This is a genomic window from Pseudomonas fragi (assembly GCF_025426255.1).
Taxonomy (GTDB): Bacteria; Pseudomonadota; Gammaproteobacteria; order Pseudomonadales; family Pseudomonadaceae; genus Aquipseudomonas; species Aquipseudomonas kulmbachensis.
On sequence record NZ_CP104861.1, the window covers coordinates 4920253 to 4935920 of the forward strand.

Genomic DNA, 15668 nt, shown 5'->3' on the forward strand with positions numbered 1-15668 from the left:
TCGCTGGGGCAGGCGGCGATGGATTGCGCAGCATTCCTGATTTCAAAGGGCCTTCGGCCCTTATCGCAGCCTGCGGCAGCGGCTACACAGAGCCCTCTTTGTGGAGTATTTACCCATGACCGAACCGCTGCTGATCCCTTGCCCTCACTGCAACGGCCTTAACCGTATCCCCGCCGAACGCATCGGCGAGCACCCCAAATGCGGGCGCTGCAAAAATGCTGTGCTACTGGCCTTGCCCTTCGATTTGAAACAAACCGACTATGCCAGCCAGATCAAAGGCGACCTGCCATTGCTGGTAGACGTCTGGGCAGAGTGGTGCGGGCCCTGCAAAGCCTTTGGCCCGATATTTGAGCAAGCCGCCAGCCAGCTGATCGGCAAATGCCGACTGGCCAAACTCGACAGCGAGGCCAATCAGCAACTGGCCGGGCAATTGGGAATTCGCTCGATCCCCAGCCTGATACTGTTTAAAAACGGCCGTGAAGTAGCTCGCCAGAGCGGTGCGTTACCTTTGCAGCAACTCACCGCCTGGCTGCGCAGCCAGGGCATCAGCGCTTAAGCGTTCTGATCCAGATAATCGTGCAACTCCACAAACTGTTGGGTCAGCTTGTGCCGCGGGTCGAAGTGAATCAAAGGCTGACACGCCTGATGTGACTCGCGCATACGCACGGAGCTGCTGAGGTACATCGGCAGCACCGGCAGCCCTTCGGCAATCAACTCATCAAGCATTTGCTGCGGCAGGCTGGCCCGGGCCTGGAACTGGTTGACCACGATGCCTTCGACCATCAGATCTTCGTTGTGGTCTTCTTTTAGCTCTTCGATTTCCGCCAGCAAGCCATACAGTGCCTGACGTGAAAAACTGTCGCAATCAAACGGAATCAATACCCGATCACAGGCGATCAGAGCCGATACAGCGTAAAAATTCAGTGCGGGCGGAGTATCGACATAAATGCGATCATAGTCTTCGGACAATTCATCAAGCAGTTTTCGCAGCTTGTTGATCTTGTGCTTGGCCTCAAGCTTGGGCTGCAAATCGGCCAATTCGCTCGTGGCGGTAACAACGTGCAAATTCTCGAAAGGCGTTTCGTAAATATCGACCCGGTTTTTCTTCGAACCTACTCCGGCCGTCAAACTGTGCTTGAAGAAGTCGGCAATCCCCATCGGGATATCGTCGCCGGTCAGGCCAGTCAGGTATTGAGTGGAGTTGGCTTGGGCGTCCAGATCCACCAGCAATGTCCTGTAACCCTCGCTGGCACTGACTGCCGCCAGGTTGCACGCGATGCTGGATTTACCCACACCGCCTTTTTGGTTGAACACCACGCGCCGCATTTCAAAACCTCCGTGTACCAATGAGTAGCCGAGTGTAGATGGCCTTTGCGCGGCTTCGCTACCTTGCTACGAAATGAACTACAGCCTTTGGGCGTTTATCTGAGAAAACAAATAAACACCTCTCACACCTAAAGCGCATTGACCCTATTTTTTTCAGATCACAGACGAAACATACTGGAAATGTAAGCAAAATTTGCTACCAGCCAACTGCACCGGGATAATGTCGTCATTCTGTATTAGGTGCGGCATGGATCGATGCCCACTTTCGCATCAAGGAAGCCTGCAAGGGCGGGATGAAACTCCAGTGATCAATTTCAATATCGCCGCGTGGCGTGCCTGGGCTCCGGGCCTCGACAGCGTGGCCGATTGGCAAGCCTGGAGCCAGCAACCCAGCGTACCCGCTGCCAGCGACGCAGCACCCGACGTCTCGTTTTTACCCGCGATGCAACGCCGACGGCTCAGCCGCATGGCGCGCATGGCGTTCAGCGTCGGCTGGCCACTGGCACAAGGCCATGAAGGCCTGCCGCTGGTCTTTGCCTCGCGCCACGGTGAAACCCCCCGCACATTCGACATCCTGAGCGACCTGGCTGCCGACCAGCCCTTGTCTCCGACACAATTCAGCCTCTCGGTGCATAACGCGGTGATTGGCCTGTGGTCGATCATGCGCGGCGAGACCAGCGAGATGACCGCACTTGCCGCCGCCGGAGATGGCCTGGAACACGGCCTGATCGAGGCCTGCGCCCTGTTGAATGAAGGCGCGCCCGCTGTACTGCTGATCATCACAGAAGAACAACCGCCACAAGCCTATGCGCGCTGGATCGATGATGTACCCTTCCCTTATGCCGTCGGCTTGCTACTGACACCGGGCAAGCAATGGCAGGTTTCGCTCACAAGCGCCGCCACCGCCACCGGCAGCGCAAAAGCCCCGTGGCCCCATGCCCTGAACCTGTTACGCCACCTGCACGATGGGCAGGCATCATTCCAACACGTCTGGAACAACCGCGTCTGGAACTGGCAACACAGCCTGTGAGCCGCCGCGATGCTTATATTTGGCGCCTGATCGCCACAGCTATCAGTTTTGCACTGTTCGGCCTGGGGTGCCTGTGCCTGCGCCTGGTGATTTTCCCGGTGCTCAGTTGCCTGCCAGGAGACGCCGTTCGTCACCGCGAGCGCGTGCGAGCAACCGTAAGCCGATTGTTCTGGCTGTTTATCCGCACGATGGCCCGCATGGGCGTGCTGACCTATGACGTGCAAGGCGCCGAACGACTGGGGCGCCCGGGTCAGATGATCATCGCCAACCACCCGTCGCTTATCGATGTGGTTTTTTTGATCGGGCTGGTGAAAAACGCCAATTGCGTGGTCAAACAAAGCCTTTGGCAAAACCCGTTCACCCGAAGCCCCGTGCGTGCCACGCAGTACATCAGCAATGATGGCAGCGTCGACATGCTCGAGAGCGCCGCGGGAGCGTTACGTGACGGCCAGACCCTGATTATTTTCCCGGAAGGCACACGCACGCTGCCGGGCCAGCCCCCGGCCTTTCATCGCGGCGCCGCCTCGATAGCGTTGCGGGGTGCGAAGATCCTCACCCCGGTGGTGATCAAGGTCAGCCCCACCACGCTGACCAAGGCCGAGCCCTGGTACCGCATACCCAATCGGCGGGTGCACTTCAGTTTTCGGGTCGGGGCCGATATAGATCCAAATACCTTTACTGCGCTTGGCCCACCGCCCAAAGCCTCGCGCCTGCTCAATGACTTCGTGCATGACTATTTTATTAAGGAGCTCGCCACAGATGAGCGATCTGAAAAGCGACATTAAACAGCTGATCATCGATGCCCTGGGCCTCGAAGACATCAGCATCAGCGACATCGGCGACGAACAGACCCTGTTTGGCGAAGGTCTGGGGCTGGATTCAGTCGACGCACTGGAGTTGGGCCTGGCGATTCAAAAAACCTACGGCATCAAAATAGACGCCGACGCCAAAGACACTCGCAATCACTTTTCCAACGTGGCCAGCCTTGCGGCTTTTGTCACCGCCAAACAGGCAGCCTGAGACCGAACCATGCAAACCCGTGACGACATTTTCAATACCCTGCGCGACGCTCTGGTTGAACTCTTTGAACTTGAACCCGAGCGCGTCACCCTGGACGCCAACCTGTATCAGGACCTGGAAATCGACAGCATCGATGCCGTAGACCTGATCGATCACATCAAGCGCAAAACCGGCAAGCGAATTGCCGCTGAAGAATTCAAATCGGTGCGAACCGTAAATGACGTGGTCGAGGCGGTTTACCGTCTGGTTCACGCAGACGCATGAGTCGACTGATTGGCCTTGGCCTGCTGCTGGCTGGCCTGCTGTACCCCTTCGCGGTGCATTTCGGCATGGCCCATTTCGCCCCGTGGCAGTTCGCGCTACTGCTGGGCAGCCTGTGGTTGGCCCGCGCCCTGACCGGCGAGCGGCGCCCCGGCGGTGTGTGGATGGCGGCGGTCGCACTGGTGTTTTGCGCCTTGCTGGCGCTGTTCAACAGCCCCGCATTATTACGCTGGTACCCGGTACTGATCAGTACACTCATGCTCAGCCTGTTCGGCCTGAGCCTGAAGTTCGGGCCGCCGATGATCGAACGCCTGGCGCGTTTGCGCGAGCCGGTGCTACCCGACATTGCCATTCATTACACGCGACAGGTAACCAAGGTCTGGTGCCTGTTTTTTATGTTCAACGGGTTAGTCGCAGCCGGTCTGACGCTGTGGGCGCCGTTGAGCTGGTGGACGTTGTACAACGGTCTGATCGCCTACGGGCTGATGGGACTGCTGTTTGCCATTGAATGGCTGATACGACAAAAGGTAAGAGGCCGGGCATGAATTGGATAAATCTTGAGCAGCTATTGCTCAAGGGGCACGCAGAGCGCCGAGTCACGGTTAACCCCACGCTGAGCCACGCTACCCTCAGCGAACAGGCCCTGCGCCTGGCGGGCGGCCTTCAACAGCGCGGCGTGCAACACATTGCCGTACACCTTGAAGACGCTGGCGAACTGGCCGTGGCTTTACTCGGTGCCTGGCGGGCCGGGGTCAGCGTGCTGCTACCCGCCGACCTGCAAGCGCAAACCCGTCAGCGCTGGGATGACCGGGTTGACCTGTGGATAACCCAAAGCGACGAGTTGCAAGCCTTGTACGGCGACGCGCTGCCTGGCGGCGAACTGGACCTGGACCTGTGCCAGCTCAGTCTGTGCACTTCGGGCTCCAGCGGCGAACCCAAGCGCATCGACAAAAGCCTGCGCCAGATGGCCAACGAAGTTCTGGCGCTGGAACAGCTGTGGGGCGCTGATCTGGGCGAGGCGTGCATCATCGCCAGCGTCGCGGCGCAGCACATTTATGGGTTGTTGTTCCGCGTGTTGTGGCCCCTGTGTGCGGGCCGCACCTTTGTGCGCAAGCAACTGGCGTTCCCCGAAGACATGCAGCGCGTCAGCCGCGAGCACCGTTCATTCGCTTGGGTCGCCAGCCCCGCCTTGCTAAAACGTATGGCCGACAACCTCGACTGGCCCGCTTTAAGCCCAGTACGCCGGGTGTTTTCGTCCGGTGGGGCCTTGCCTGCCGAAGCGGCGCAAACGTTGTTCGAACGTCTGGGCCAGTGGCCGACCGAAATCCTTGGCAGCTCGGAAACCGGCGGTATCGCGTGGCGTCAGGGCCAAAACCTGTGGCAACCCTTTGACGATGTACACCTGAGCCAGAGCGCAGACGGCGCTCTAGTCATCGCCTCGGCATACTTGCCCACGGGCCATATCGAACATACAGCTGACGCCGCTCGCATCGAGGCCGACGGTCGTTTCGAGTTGCTCGGGCGCCTGGACCGCATCGTCAAGCTGGAAGAAAAACGCATCTCCTTGCCAATGCTGGAGCACGCGCTGGTCAACCACGACTGGGTAGCCGAAGCCCGGTTGGGCGTAGTCAATGAAAACCGCGCCTCGCTGGGCGCCTTGCTGGTGCTCAGTGACAGCGGCCTGTTTGCGCTGCGTGAACACGGCAGACGCGCCCTGACCCAAATCCTGCGCCAGCACTTGAGCCAGCACTGCGAAGCGCTGGCATTGCCGCGCCGCTGGCGTTTGCTGCGCCAGTTGCCGCTCAACAGCCAGGGCAAGCTGCCACAGACCCAAGTCGATGCGTTACTGCTGGCACCCCGGCCGAAAACGCCCGAAGTGCTGAGCCAAATCGAAAATGACGGCCAATGGATACTTAGCCTGTCGATCCCGCCGGACCTGGCGTACTTTAGCGGCCACTTCCCCAAAACCCCGGTGCTGCCGGGCGTGGTGCAAGTGGAGTGGGCAATGGCACTGAGTCAGCAACTGCTCGACCTGCCGCCGCGTTTTGCCGGGATGGAAGTGCTCAAGTTCCAGCAACTGGTGCGCCCCGGCGACGTTCTTGAGCTGACCCTGCGCTTTGACCATGAACGCAGCAAACTGCACTTCGCGTACCGCAACGCCACGGCGCCCTGCTCCAGTGGTCGCATCGTGCTGGAGGCCGCTCATGCATAACCCCTGCGCCGTGATCCCCGTCTACAACCACGAAACCGCCGTGCCTGCCGTGGTCGACGCCCTGCTCGCCGCTGGTTTGCCTTGTGTGCTGGTCGACGACGCCAGCAGCCCCGCATGCAGCGCGGTGCTCGAACAACTTGCCCAGGGCGATAACATTTTCCTCATCCGCCTCGCCGTCAATCAAGGCAAGGGCGGCGCGGTCATGGCCGGTCTGCGTGAAGCCTCACAACTGGGCTTCACCCACGCCCTGCAAGTGGACGCCGATGGCCAGCACGACCTGCGTGATGTCGCGACGTTCATGCAAGTCTCACAACTAAACCCAGAAGCCCTGATCTGCGGTTACCCACAGTACGACGCCAGCGTGCCCAAGGGCCGTTTGTATGCGCGCTACCTGACCCACGTTTGGGTCTGGATCAACAGCCTGTCACTGCAAATTCCCGATTCGATGTGCGGCTTCCGGGTCTACCCGCTGAGGCCGACACTGGCGTTGATCAACTCGGTCAAGCTGGGCAAACGTATGGACTTCGACCCCGAAATCCTGGTGCGTTTAGCCTGGCGCAACCAGCCCATGCGCTGGCTGCCAACCAAGGTTCATTACCCACAGGACGGCCTCTCGCACTTTCGTCTGTTCCACGACAACGCGCTGATTTCCGGTATGCACACCAAGCTGTTTTTCGGCATGTTGCTGCGCTTGCCGAGCATCCTGTGGAGGCGCTGGCGAACATGAGCGAGCCTCCACAGCATTGGGCTGACCATAAGGAGCGCGGCAGTTTCCGGCTGATGAAGCTCACCGCCTTCGGCGTCAAACTGCTGGGCCGACGCCTGCTCAGCCCGGTGCTTTACGCCATCGTGTTGTACTTCTTTTTGTTCGGTGGCCGCGCCCGGCGCAGCATCTGGCAATACCAGCAACGGCTGGCCGACTGGAGCGGGCAAAGCCAATTGCGCCCCTCCCGCTGGCGCGTGTTCGGACAGTTCATGGCCTTTGCCGATGCCCTGCTCGACAAGCTCGATGTGTGGAACGGCCGCCTCAAGATCGAAGACATTGAAATCGTCGACCCCGCCCTGCTGCGCAATCAGTTGCGCGGGGAACGCGGGCAGATGCTGGTGGGCGCACACCTGGGTAACCTCGAAGTGTGCCGGGCGCTGGCAGAGCTGGGCGAACAGGTGACCATGAACGTGCTGGTTCACACCAAGCACGCCGAACAATTCAATCGCCTGCTGGGTGAAGCCGGGGCCAGCCATTTGCGGCTGATTCAGGTCAGCGAACTCAACCCGGCCGTGATGCTGCAACTCAATCAGCGCCTTGAAAACGGCGAATGGCTGGCGATAGCCGGTGACCGTGTGCCGCTGCATGGCGGGCGCAATGTGCTGGTGGATTTCCTCGGTCACCCCGCGCCATTCCCGCAAGGGCCGTGGTTGCTGGCCGGGCTGCTCAAGTGCCCGGTCAACCTGATGTTTTGCCTCAAGCATGAAGGGCACTACCGAGTCACCCTCGAACCCTTCTGCGAAGCCGTACTCTGGCGGCGCAGCGACCGCGAGCAGGTGATAGCCCATTGGGCCACCCGCTACGCCGAACGACTGGGGCATTACTGCCTCCAGGCACCGCAACAATGGTTTAACTTTTACCCTTTCTGGAAGACCGATGACGACGCATCTGCATGAGCCAGTAACCTTCGGCCAAACCCCATTGCGCATTGAAGACGTGCTGACTTTGGCCAATCGTCAAGCGCCGACCCGACTGCAAGACGACGCCGAGTACCGCGAACGTATCGCCAAGGGCGCCCGTTTTCTCGACTCGCTGCTGGACAAGGAAGGCGTGATCTACGGCGTGACCACCGGCTACGGCGACTCGTGCGTGGTCGCGGTGCCGCTGGAGCACGTCGAAGCCCTGCCGCGCCACCTCTACACCTTTCACGGTTGCGGGCTGGGCAAACTGCTGGATGCCCAGGCCACCCGGGCTGTACTCGCTGCCCGCTTGCAGTCGCTGTGCCACGGCGTGTCCGGGGTGCGCATCGAGCTGCTGGAGCGTCTGCAAGCTTTTATCGCCCACGACATCCTGCCGCTGATCCCCGAAGAAGGCTCGGTCGGCGCCAGCGGCGACCTGACGCCGCTGTCCTATGTAGCAGCGACCCTGTCCGGTGAGCGCGAAGTACTGTTCAAGGGCGAGCGCCGTTTTTCGCTCGACGTACACCGCGAACTGGGCTGGACCCCGCTGGTATTGCGGCCCAAGGAAGCGCTGGCGCTTATGAACGGCACCGCCGTGATGACCGGCCTCGCGTGCCTGGCCTATGCCCGCGCCGACTACCTGCTCAAACTTGCCACCCGCATCACCGCCCTCAATGTGGTGGCACTGCAAGGCAACCCCGAGCACTTCGACGAACGCCTGTTCGCCGCCAAACCGCATCCGGGGCAAATGCAGGTAGCCGCGTGGATTCGCCAGGACCTGGCCATCGACGCCCCGACCGCGCCCTTGCATCGCCTGCAAGATCGCTACTCGCTGCGCTGCGCGCCTCATGTGCTCGGCGTGCTGGCTGACAGCCTGAACTGGCTGCGTTCGTTTATCGAGATTGAACTCAACAGCGCCAACGACAATCCGATCATCGACGCCGAAGAAGAACGCGTGCTCCACGGCGGGCACTTCTACGGCGGGCATATCGCCTTTGCCATGGACAGCCTCAAGACCTTGGTAGCCAACGTCGCCGACCTGCTCGACCGCCAGCTCGCGCTACTGGTGGACGTGCGTTACAACCACGGCTTGCCGAGCAACCTGTCGGGCGCTACCGCTGAGCGGGCGATGCTCAATCACGGTTTTAAAGCGGTGCAGATCGGCACCAGCGCCTGGACCGCCGAGGCGTTGAAAAACACCATGCCGGCCAGCGTGTTTTCGCGCTCCACCGAGTGCCACAACCAGGACAAAGTGAGCATGGGCACCATCGCTGCCCGCGATGCAATCCGCGTGCTGGAACTGACCGAACAGGTCGCCGCTGCCACCTTGCTGGCGGCCAACCAGGGTGTGTGGTTGCGCAGCCGCGCCGAAGACGCCCGCCCGTTGCCGCCCGCACTGGCGCAGATGCACGCCGAACTGGCCAAGGACTTTGCGCCAGTGATCGAAGACCGTGCCCTGGAAGCCGAGTTGCGGTTGTGCCTGAGCCGGATCGCCCAACAACACTGGAGGCTGCATGCGTAGCAAAGGCGTTTTGCACGTTGATACCGAAGTAGTGGTGCCGTTTTTCGACATCGACACCATGCACGTGGTGTGGCACGGCCATTACGTCAAATACCTCGAAGTAGCGCGTTGCGCGCTGCTCGACCATATCGGCCACAACTACACGCAGATGCTCGATGCGGGCTACGCGTGGCCGGTAATCGACATGCAACTGCGTTATGTACGCGGTGCGACGTTTGGCCAGCGTATCAACGTGCGCGCCAGCCTGGTGGAGTGGGAGAACCGCCTGAAAATCAACTATCTGATTACTGATCTGATCACGGGCGAACGGCTGACCCGGGCCGTGACGGTGCAGGTGGCGGTTGAGATCGCCAGCAAGGAAATGCAGTTGGCGTCGCCAAGGTGCTTTACCGAAGCTGTGGCCAGGGTGCTGGCATGAGTGTGTTTAATAATCTCAGTAGCCGCTGCCGCAGGCTGCGATCGAGCCCGAAGGGATCGCGCTTCTTCAAAACCGAAGGTCCTTCGGCCCTTATCGCCGCCTGCGGCAGCGGCTACAGGGGGGCCGTGTTGTTGGTTTTGCTCGGCGTCACCCCGTTCGCTCACGCCTTCGACCTGCAACAACTGAGCGAGCAACTGGCCAAACCTCAGGTCATTCACGGCGACTTCATCCAGGAAAAACACCTGCGCGCCCTGCCCAGGCCGCTGACCAGCACCGGCACCTTTGTGCTGGCCAAGGACCACGGTCTGCTCTGGCAACTGAAAACCCCGCTGCAACAGGATTACCGCATCACCGCCCTTGGCATCGCCCGGCGCAACGGTACGAGCTGGCAAATGCTCCCCGGCAAAAGCGCCGGGGCCGAACAGAACCGTTTGTTTCTGGCTGTGCTGCAAGGCGACAGCAGCGGCCTGCAGCGCGATTTTGGCCTGCAACTGCAAGGCGAACCCGAGCACTGGAAGCTCACCCTGACTCCGCGCTCGCTGCTGCTCAAGCAAGTGTTCAAGCAGATCAACATTGACGGCGGCGAACTGGTGCAACGCATCGAGCTGCAAGAAACCCAGGGCGACAGCACCCTGCTGAAGATGCAAAACAGCGTCAGCAACCAACCCTTGAGTAGCGCGGAGCAGCACGATTTTGCGCAGTGAACACTGGTTGCCCCGTGGCTTTTTGATCCTGCTGCTGGCTGTGCTCGCGCTCGCCGGGTGGCAATGGCGTCACGGTGCACCGCTGTCGGCCAACCTGATGGAACTGGTGCCCGGGGATTCGCCCGACGCACTGGAGCTAAGCGCCGAACAGCGCATGCAAGAACCCCTGAACCGCGAAATGCTGGTGCTGGTGGGCAGTACCGATCGTCAGCAAGCCATCGCTGCAGCTGAGCAATTGGGCCAGCAGTGGCAAGCCAGCGGCCTGTTCGAGAAGGTGCAGTGGAACCTGCAGGCCGACCTTGCGGGCCTGCGCGAACAACTGCTGCGCGGGCGGCTGGCGATGCTCTCTGCAGCCGACCGCACGCAACTGATTGAGCACCCCGACGCTTTTGTCCAAGAGCGCGTACAGGCGCTGTTCGACCCCTTCACCGGCTTCAGCCTGGTGCCCAGCCAGGATGACTGGCTGGGCCTGACCGGACGCATCCAGAACAGCCAGCCGCAACGCGGCGCTGTGCAACTCGATATTGGCAGCGGCGCCCTGATCGCCGATGCCGACGGCAAAAGCTGGGTGCTGCTGCGCGCCCGCACCCAAGGCAATGCCTTCGATATGAAGCTGCCGCTGCGGGTTGCCGAACTGCTTGAGCACAGCCGTGCGCAAGTCGCACCCGACAATGTGCAATTGCTCGCAGCCAGCGGTTTGCTCTACGCGGCCAGCGGGCAACAGCAGGCCACCCGTGAAATCACCTGGGTCGGCGGCGGGGCCACAGCGGGAATCCTGCTGCTGTTGCTGCTGGCGTTTCGGCGCTGGCGGGTGCTGCTGGCGTTTGTACCCGTGTTGGTCGGCATGCTGTTTGGTGCCGTGGCCTGCGTCGCGTTCTTTGGCAGCATGCATGTGATGACGCTGGTGCTGGGCTCCAGCCTGATCGGTGTGGCGGTGGATTACCCGCTGCATTACCTGTCCAAGAGCTGGAGCCTGAAACCCTGGCGCAGTTGGCCCGCCCTGCGCCTGACCTTGCCCGGCCTGAGCCTGAGCCTGGCCACCAGTTGCATCGGCTATCTGGCCCTGGCCTTTACCCCGTTTCCGGCGTTGACCCAAATCGCCATTTTCTCCGCTGCCGGTTTGGTCGGTGCGTATCTGAGCGCCGTGTGCCTGCTGCCCGCGTTGCTCAAAGGCGTGGAACTGCGCCCTGCGCAATGGCCGCTGCGTATTGCGCAATGGTTGCTCAACGTGCGCGAAGCCTTGCTCGAACGCATCCCAACCCCTGCTTTGCTGGCTCTGCTGCTGGCGTTTTGCGCAGCTGGTTTGTGGCAACTGACCAGCAAGAACGATATCCGCCAATGGGTCGGCGCCCCGCCGCAATTGCTCGCCGAGGCACAGGCCATTGCACGGATTACCGGCTATCAGCCCACCAGCCAGTTCTTCCTGGTGCGCGCCGACAACGAACAGCAATTGCTGGAGCGCCAAGCCGCCCTTGGTGAGCGTCTGGATCAGTTGGTGCACACCGGCAAATTGCAAGGTTACCTGGCGCTGAACCAGTTGGTCAGCCTGCCCAGCGAGCAACAACGACTGCGCGATGCGCTGACCCAACTGGCGCAACACTGGCAACCGCTGCTGGAGCTGGGTGTACCCGAGGCCGCACTGAAAAACGAGCTGGTGCAATTGCAGGCGTTGCCCGAACAACATATCGATGACGCGCTGAAAGGGCCGTTGGCCGAGCCTTGGCGTGCACTCTGGCTGGGTAAAAATGATGCAGGCGTCGCGGCAATGGTCAGCCTGCAAGGCTTGAGCAATGCCAGCCTGCTGCGCGAGCAGGCGCAAAACCTGCCAGGCGTACAACTGGTCGACCGCTTGGGCGATTTGAACAAGGTGTTCGCCGCCACGCAAATCAGCGCCGCCGAATTGAAGCTGCTGTCCTGCGCCTTGATCGTATTGTTGTTGGTCGCGCCGTTCGGTGTTGGCGGGGCGCTGCGCATCGTCGCTCTGCCCCTGCTGGCCGCTCTGTGCAGCCTTGCCAGCCTCGGTTGGTTGGGCCAGCCGCTGACGCTGTTCAGCCTGTTTGGCCTGCTGCTGGTGACAGCGATCAGTGTCGACTACGCGATCCTGATGCGCGAGCAGATCGGCGGTGCCGCCGTGAGCCTGCTCGGCACCCTGCTGGCGGCGCTGACTACCTGGCTTTCGTTCGGCCTGCTGGCGGTGTCGAGCACGCCTGCGGTCAGCAACTTCGGCCTGTCGGTCAGTCTTGGGTTGGCGTTCAGTTTTATCCTCGCGCCTTGGGCGGGCAAGCAGGAGCACAGCCAATGATGACCATCGTATTCTGGTTGTTCGCCCTGGCCCTGTTTGCCGTGGCGACCCGGGTGGGCCGTCACTTTGGCGTGATCCCGATTGTCAGCCAGTTGCTGCTGGCGTCCATCGGCTTGCCGCTGCTGATGCTGTTCTGGATCGAACCGCACTGGCAGCTCAGCGGCGCGCAACTGGTCACGCCAGTGTGGCTTAAAAGTTTCTACAGCCTGAGTTTCGCCCTGTTGCTCGGCACCATCTTGAGCGACGTGATCGATCTGCGCATTGATCGTCAAAGCGTGAAAATCGCCCTGCCCAGCTTTGTCGTACCCTTCGCCTGCGGGCTGGCCTGCGCCGTGTGGTTGCTGCCGGAACAACCTTGGTTAAGCTCACTGGCCGTGGGCCTGGTCTTTGCCATCACCGCAATCCCGGTGTTGTACTTGTACTTGCGCCACATTGACTACCCGCCTGCCGCCACCCGCCGCTTGGTGCAAAGCGCGATCCTGATCGACCTGACGTGCTGGAGCCTGTTTGGGCTGGCCCAGGGCAGCCTCGACTTCAACAGTTTGCTGCTGCCCATTGCCGGGGCCTTGCTGCCGCTGCTTCTGCGAACCCTGCGCATTCGCCAGCCGCTGTGCTACAGCCTAAGCTTTTTCGCCTTGCTGGTGGTGGCCGAACATTACCGCCTTAACGCGCTGATTTTCGGCGTTGGCTACCTGATCTGCATGGCCTGGCTCAAGATGCCCTTGGTGATGCCGTTAAAAGCCCTATGGCTGGAACGCCTGCAAACCCACCTTGCGGTGCCGCTGATCCTCACGTTCGGCATAGTGCAGATCGATGTGCACAGTGCCCTGAGCGAGATCAGCGTGCTGCAGATGGCCGCGCTGTTGCTGTTGCCGATGGCCAGCAAACTGCTGGGTAACTGGCTCGGGTTGAGCTGGGCCACGCCGTCCTTTGCAGGGGCCAGCAAATGGCGTGAAAGCCTGTTACTGAATATTCGCGGGTTGAGTGAAATAGTGTTCCTCAACCTGCTGCTGCAACAACAGCTCATCAGCCCGGCGCTGTACTTCGCACTGATGCTGATGGGCCTGATCGCCACGCTGTTACCGGCGCTGGCGGGCATGAATAAACCCCTTTTGAAGTCGGCTGTAATCCCCGGCAAGGAGCCTCTGTGTCAGTAATGGAAATGGAACGTCGTCAGGTTGTGGTGATTGGTGCCGGGCCGTCTGGCGCCATCGCCTCGGCCTTGCTCAAACGCAAGGGTCACGATGTGTTGATCATCGAGCGCCAGCACTTCCCGCGTTTTTCCATCGGCGAGAGCCTGTTGTCGCACTGCCTCGATTTCATCGAAGAAGCAGGCATGCTGGAAGCCGTGCAAGCCGCTGGTTTTCAGCTGAAAAACGGCGCCGCTTTTGCTTGGGGCGAGCAGTACAGCGCCTTCGATTTTGGTGACACGTTCAGCAACGGCAAACCCACCACCTTTCAAGTACAACGCGCCGACTTCGATAAGCTGCTGGCCGATCAGGCCGCCTTGCAGGGGGTTGAAATCCGCTACGGTGAGACCGTAATCGCCACCGATGTCTTGCGGGCCAAGCCGGTGTTGGAAGTTGAGCGCGAAGACGGCAGCCGCTATCAGGTCGAAACTGATTTTATCCTCGACGCCAGCGGTTATGGCCGTGTGCTCCCGCGTTTACTCGACCTTGAGGCACCTTCGAACTTCCCGGTGCGTCAGGCGATATTTACCCACGTTGAAGACCGTATTGATTGCGAAGGCTTTGATCGCAACAAGATCCTAATTACCACCCACCCGACCCAGCGCGATATCTGGTTCTGGAGCATCCCGTTCAGCAATGGCCGCTGCTCGGTGGGCGTGGTCGCGGCGGCGGAGCATTTTGAGGGCCGCAGCGAAAACCTCGACGAGTGCCTGCGCAGCTTTATCGACGAAACCCCAAGCCTGCAACGGGTGCTGGCCAAGGCCGTGTGGGACACCCCGGCGCGCACCATCGGCGGCTACTCGGCCAATGTCAAAACCCTGCACGGGCCGGGCTTTGCGCTGTTGGGCAATGCTGCCGAGTTCCTCGACCCGGTGTTCTCCTCAGGCGTGACCATCGCCATGCGCTCGGCCAGCATGGCCGCTGGCGTGCTGCACCGTCAGTTGCAAGGTGAAGCCGTAGACTGGCAAACCGAGTTTGCCGAGCCGCTCAAGCGCGGGGTCGATACTTTCCGCTGCTACGTCGAAGGCTGGTACGCCGGCACCTTCCAGGACGTGATCTACCACCCTGACAGCTCGCCACACATTCGCCGCATGATCAGCTCGATTCTGGCGGGCTATGCCTGGGATGAAAACAACCCGTTTGTCAGCGAACCCAAGCGCCGTTTGCGCATGCTGTCGGACATCTGCGCCACGGAGTCCGCATGAAACCTTTGAGCGATACCTACGTAGAAGAAACCCGCCTGGGGTTCTGGTTTTTGCGTAGTCACACCTGGCAGCACCATGTGCTGCGGGTGGCGATCAATGACCTGCGCAGCTTGTTCAGCGACCCGCTGCCATCGGCGCCAGTGATTCTGGATGCCGGTTGCGGCCAGGGCAAATCGTTCCAGTACCTGCACAAAACCTTCGCCCCCAAGCGTTTGATTGGGCTGGATGCCGATCCGCTGAGCCTGCAACTGAGCGGCGAAGAAGCCAAGCGTCAGGGCATAGACATCGAGCTGATCGGCAGCGATTGCGCCGAACTTGATATACCGGACGCAAGCGTCGACATCCTGTTCTGCCACCAGACCTTTCACCATTTGGTGCAGCAGGACCGGGCGCTGGCCGAGTTTCACCGAGTACTCAAGCCCGGTGGTTACCTGCTGTTTGCCGAGTCCACCGAGGCCTATATCGACACGTGGGTGATTCGCTGGCTGTTCCGCCACCCCATGCACGTGCAGAAAAGCGCGGAGCAATACCTGGAAATGATCCGTGACCAGGGCTTCGAATTTGAAGCGCGGAACGTCTCGTACCCGTACCTGTGGTGGAGCCGCTCCAAGGATTTCGGCCTGCTCGAGCGTTTGGGCTTGCTTAAGCCAAAACCGGTAGGGCAACGGGAAGAAACCTTGGTTAATGTGGTAGCGCGCAAGCCCCAGCAAGGCACTAAACCATGATGAATGCGATCTCTATAGCCGCTGCCACAGGCTGCGATGGCGTGCGAAGCAGGCCCGTTTTTTTGAAGGCCCTTCGGCCCTTATCGCA

General features: G+C 60.8%; 17 protein-coding genes. 16 read left to right on the top strand and 1 reads right to left on the bottom strand.

The features are described 5' to 3' along the window. Window positions 1-115 precede the first annotated feature (115 nt). A complete protein-coding gene (gene trxC, locus N7D90_RS22530; RefSeq protein ID WP_261740043.1) occupies window positions 116-556 on the top strand; it encodes a thioredoxin TrxC in 441 nt (146 codons plus the stop codon). On the opposite strand, the gene N7D90_RS22535 is transcribed toward trxC, so the two are convergent. Beyond that, a complete protein-coding gene (locus tag N7D90_RS22535; protein ID WP_261740044.1) occupies window positions 553-1326 on the bottom strand; it encodes a ParA family protein in 774 nt (257 codons plus the stop codon). The two genes, trxC and N7D90_RS22535, sit on opposite strands and share 4 nt — an antisense overlap. Before the next feature lie 247 nt (window positions 1327-1573). On the opposite strand from N7D90_RS22535, the gene N7D90_RS22540 reads away from it, so the two are divergent. The 15 genes from N7D90_RS22540 to N7D90_RS22610 are packed head-to-tail and all read left to right on the top strand — an operon-like array spanning window position 1574 to window position 15580. After that, the gene (locus tag N7D90_RS22540; protein ID WP_261740045.1) at window positions 1574-2356 is read left to right on the top strand and encodes a beta-ketoacyl synthase chain length factor; all 783 of its coding nucleotides are present in this window, start codon (window positions 1574-1576) and stop codon (window positions 2354-2356) included. Beyond that, window positions 2332-3141 carry a lysophospholipid acyltransferase family protein gene (locus N7D90_RS22545; RefSeq protein WP_261742512.1) on the top strand — a complete coding sequence of 270 codons (810 nt, stop codon included), beginning with the start codon at window positions 2332-2334 and terminating at the stop codon, window positions 3139-3141. Before N7D90_RS22540 ends, N7D90_RS22545 begins: the two co-directional genes overlap by 25 nt. Then, the gene (locus N7D90_RS22550; protein ID WP_261740046.1) at window positions 3116-3376 is read left to right on the top strand and encodes a phosphopantetheine-binding protein; all 261 of its coding nucleotides are present in this window, start codon (window positions 3116-3118) and stop codon (window positions 3374-3376) included. Before N7D90_RS22545 ends, N7D90_RS22550 begins: the two co-directional genes overlap by 26 nt. Before the next feature lie 9 nt (window positions 3377-3385). Beyond that, on the top strand, window positions 3386-3640 hold the full coding sequence (locus N7D90_RS22555; protein ID WP_133076715.1) for an acyl carrier protein: 255 nt from the start codon (window positions 3386-3388) through the stop codon (window positions 3638-3640). Beyond that, a complete protein-coding gene (locus N7D90_RS22560; RefSeq protein WP_261740047.1) occupies window positions 3637-4182 on the top strand; it encodes a hypothetical protein in 546 nt (181 codons plus the stop codon). Before N7D90_RS22555 ends, N7D90_RS22560 begins: the two co-directional genes overlap by 4 nt. Continuing rightward, window positions 4179-5849, top strand: a complete 1671-nt coding sequence (locus tag N7D90_RS22565) for an acyl-CoA synthetase family protein (protein ID WP_261740048.1) — start codon at window positions 4179-4181, stop codon at window positions 5847-5849. The genes N7D90_RS22560 and N7D90_RS22565 overlap by 4 nt, the downstream gene beginning before the upstream one ends. Then, entirely contained in the window at window positions 5842-6576 is a 735-nt protein-coding gene (locus tag N7D90_RS22570) for a glycosyltransferase family 2 protein (RefSeq protein WP_261740049.1), read from the top strand. The genes N7D90_RS22565 and N7D90_RS22570 overlap by 8 nt, the downstream gene beginning before the upstream one ends. After that, window positions 6573-7511, top strand: a complete 939-nt coding sequence (locus tag N7D90_RS22575) for a glycosyl transferase (RefSeq protein ID WP_261740050.1) — start codon at window positions 6573-6575, stop codon at window positions 7509-7511. Before N7D90_RS22570 ends, N7D90_RS22575 begins: the two co-directional genes overlap by 4 nt. After that, complete coding sequence (hutH, locus tag N7D90_RS22580) at window positions 7492-9036, top strand: histidine ammonia-lyase (protein WP_261740051.1); 1545 nt, start codon at window positions 7492-7494, stop codon at window positions 9034-9036. The genes N7D90_RS22575 and hutH overlap by 20 nt, the downstream gene beginning before the upstream one ends. Beyond that, window positions 9029-9454, top strand: coding sequence for an acyl-CoA thioesterase (locus tag N7D90_RS22585; protein WP_261740052.1), 426 nt, complete (start codon window positions 9029-9031; stop codon window positions 9452-9454). The genes hutH and N7D90_RS22585 overlap by 8 nt, the downstream gene beginning before the upstream one ends. Further along, window positions 9451-10158, top strand: coding sequence for an outer membrane lipoprotein carrier protein LolA (locus N7D90_RS22590; protein ID WP_261740053.1), 708 nt, complete (start codon window positions 9451-9453; stop codon window positions 10156-10158). Before N7D90_RS22585 ends, N7D90_RS22590 begins: the two co-directional genes overlap by 4 nt. Then, window positions 10148-12460, top strand: a complete 2313-nt coding sequence (locus N7D90_RS22595) for an MMPL family transporter (RefSeq protein WP_261740054.1) — start codon at window positions 10148-10150, stop codon at window positions 12458-12460. The genes N7D90_RS22590 and N7D90_RS22595 overlap by 11 nt, the downstream gene beginning before the upstream one ends. Next, entirely contained in the window at window positions 12457-13617 is a 1161-nt protein-coding gene (locus N7D90_RS22600) for a sodium:proton antiporter (RefSeq protein WP_261740055.1), read from the top strand. The genes N7D90_RS22595 and N7D90_RS22600 overlap by 4 nt, the downstream gene beginning before the upstream one ends. Beyond that, window positions 13608-14855: an NAD(P)/FAD-dependent oxidoreductase gene (locus tag N7D90_RS22605; RefSeq protein WP_261740056.1), complete on the top strand. Its 1248-nt coding sequence runs from the start codon at window positions 13608-13610 to the stop codon at window positions 14853-14855. The genes N7D90_RS22600 and N7D90_RS22605 overlap by 10 nt, the downstream gene beginning before the upstream one ends. Beyond that, window positions 14852-15580 carry a class I SAM-dependent methyltransferase gene (locus tag N7D90_RS22610; RefSeq protein ID WP_261740057.1) on the top strand — a complete coding sequence of 243 codons (729 nt, stop codon included), beginning with the start codon at window positions 14852-14854 and terminating at the stop codon, window positions 15578-15580. The genes N7D90_RS22605 and N7D90_RS22610 overlap by 4 nt, the downstream gene beginning before the upstream one ends. The last annotated feature ends 88 nt before the right edge of the window (window positions 15581-15668 follow it).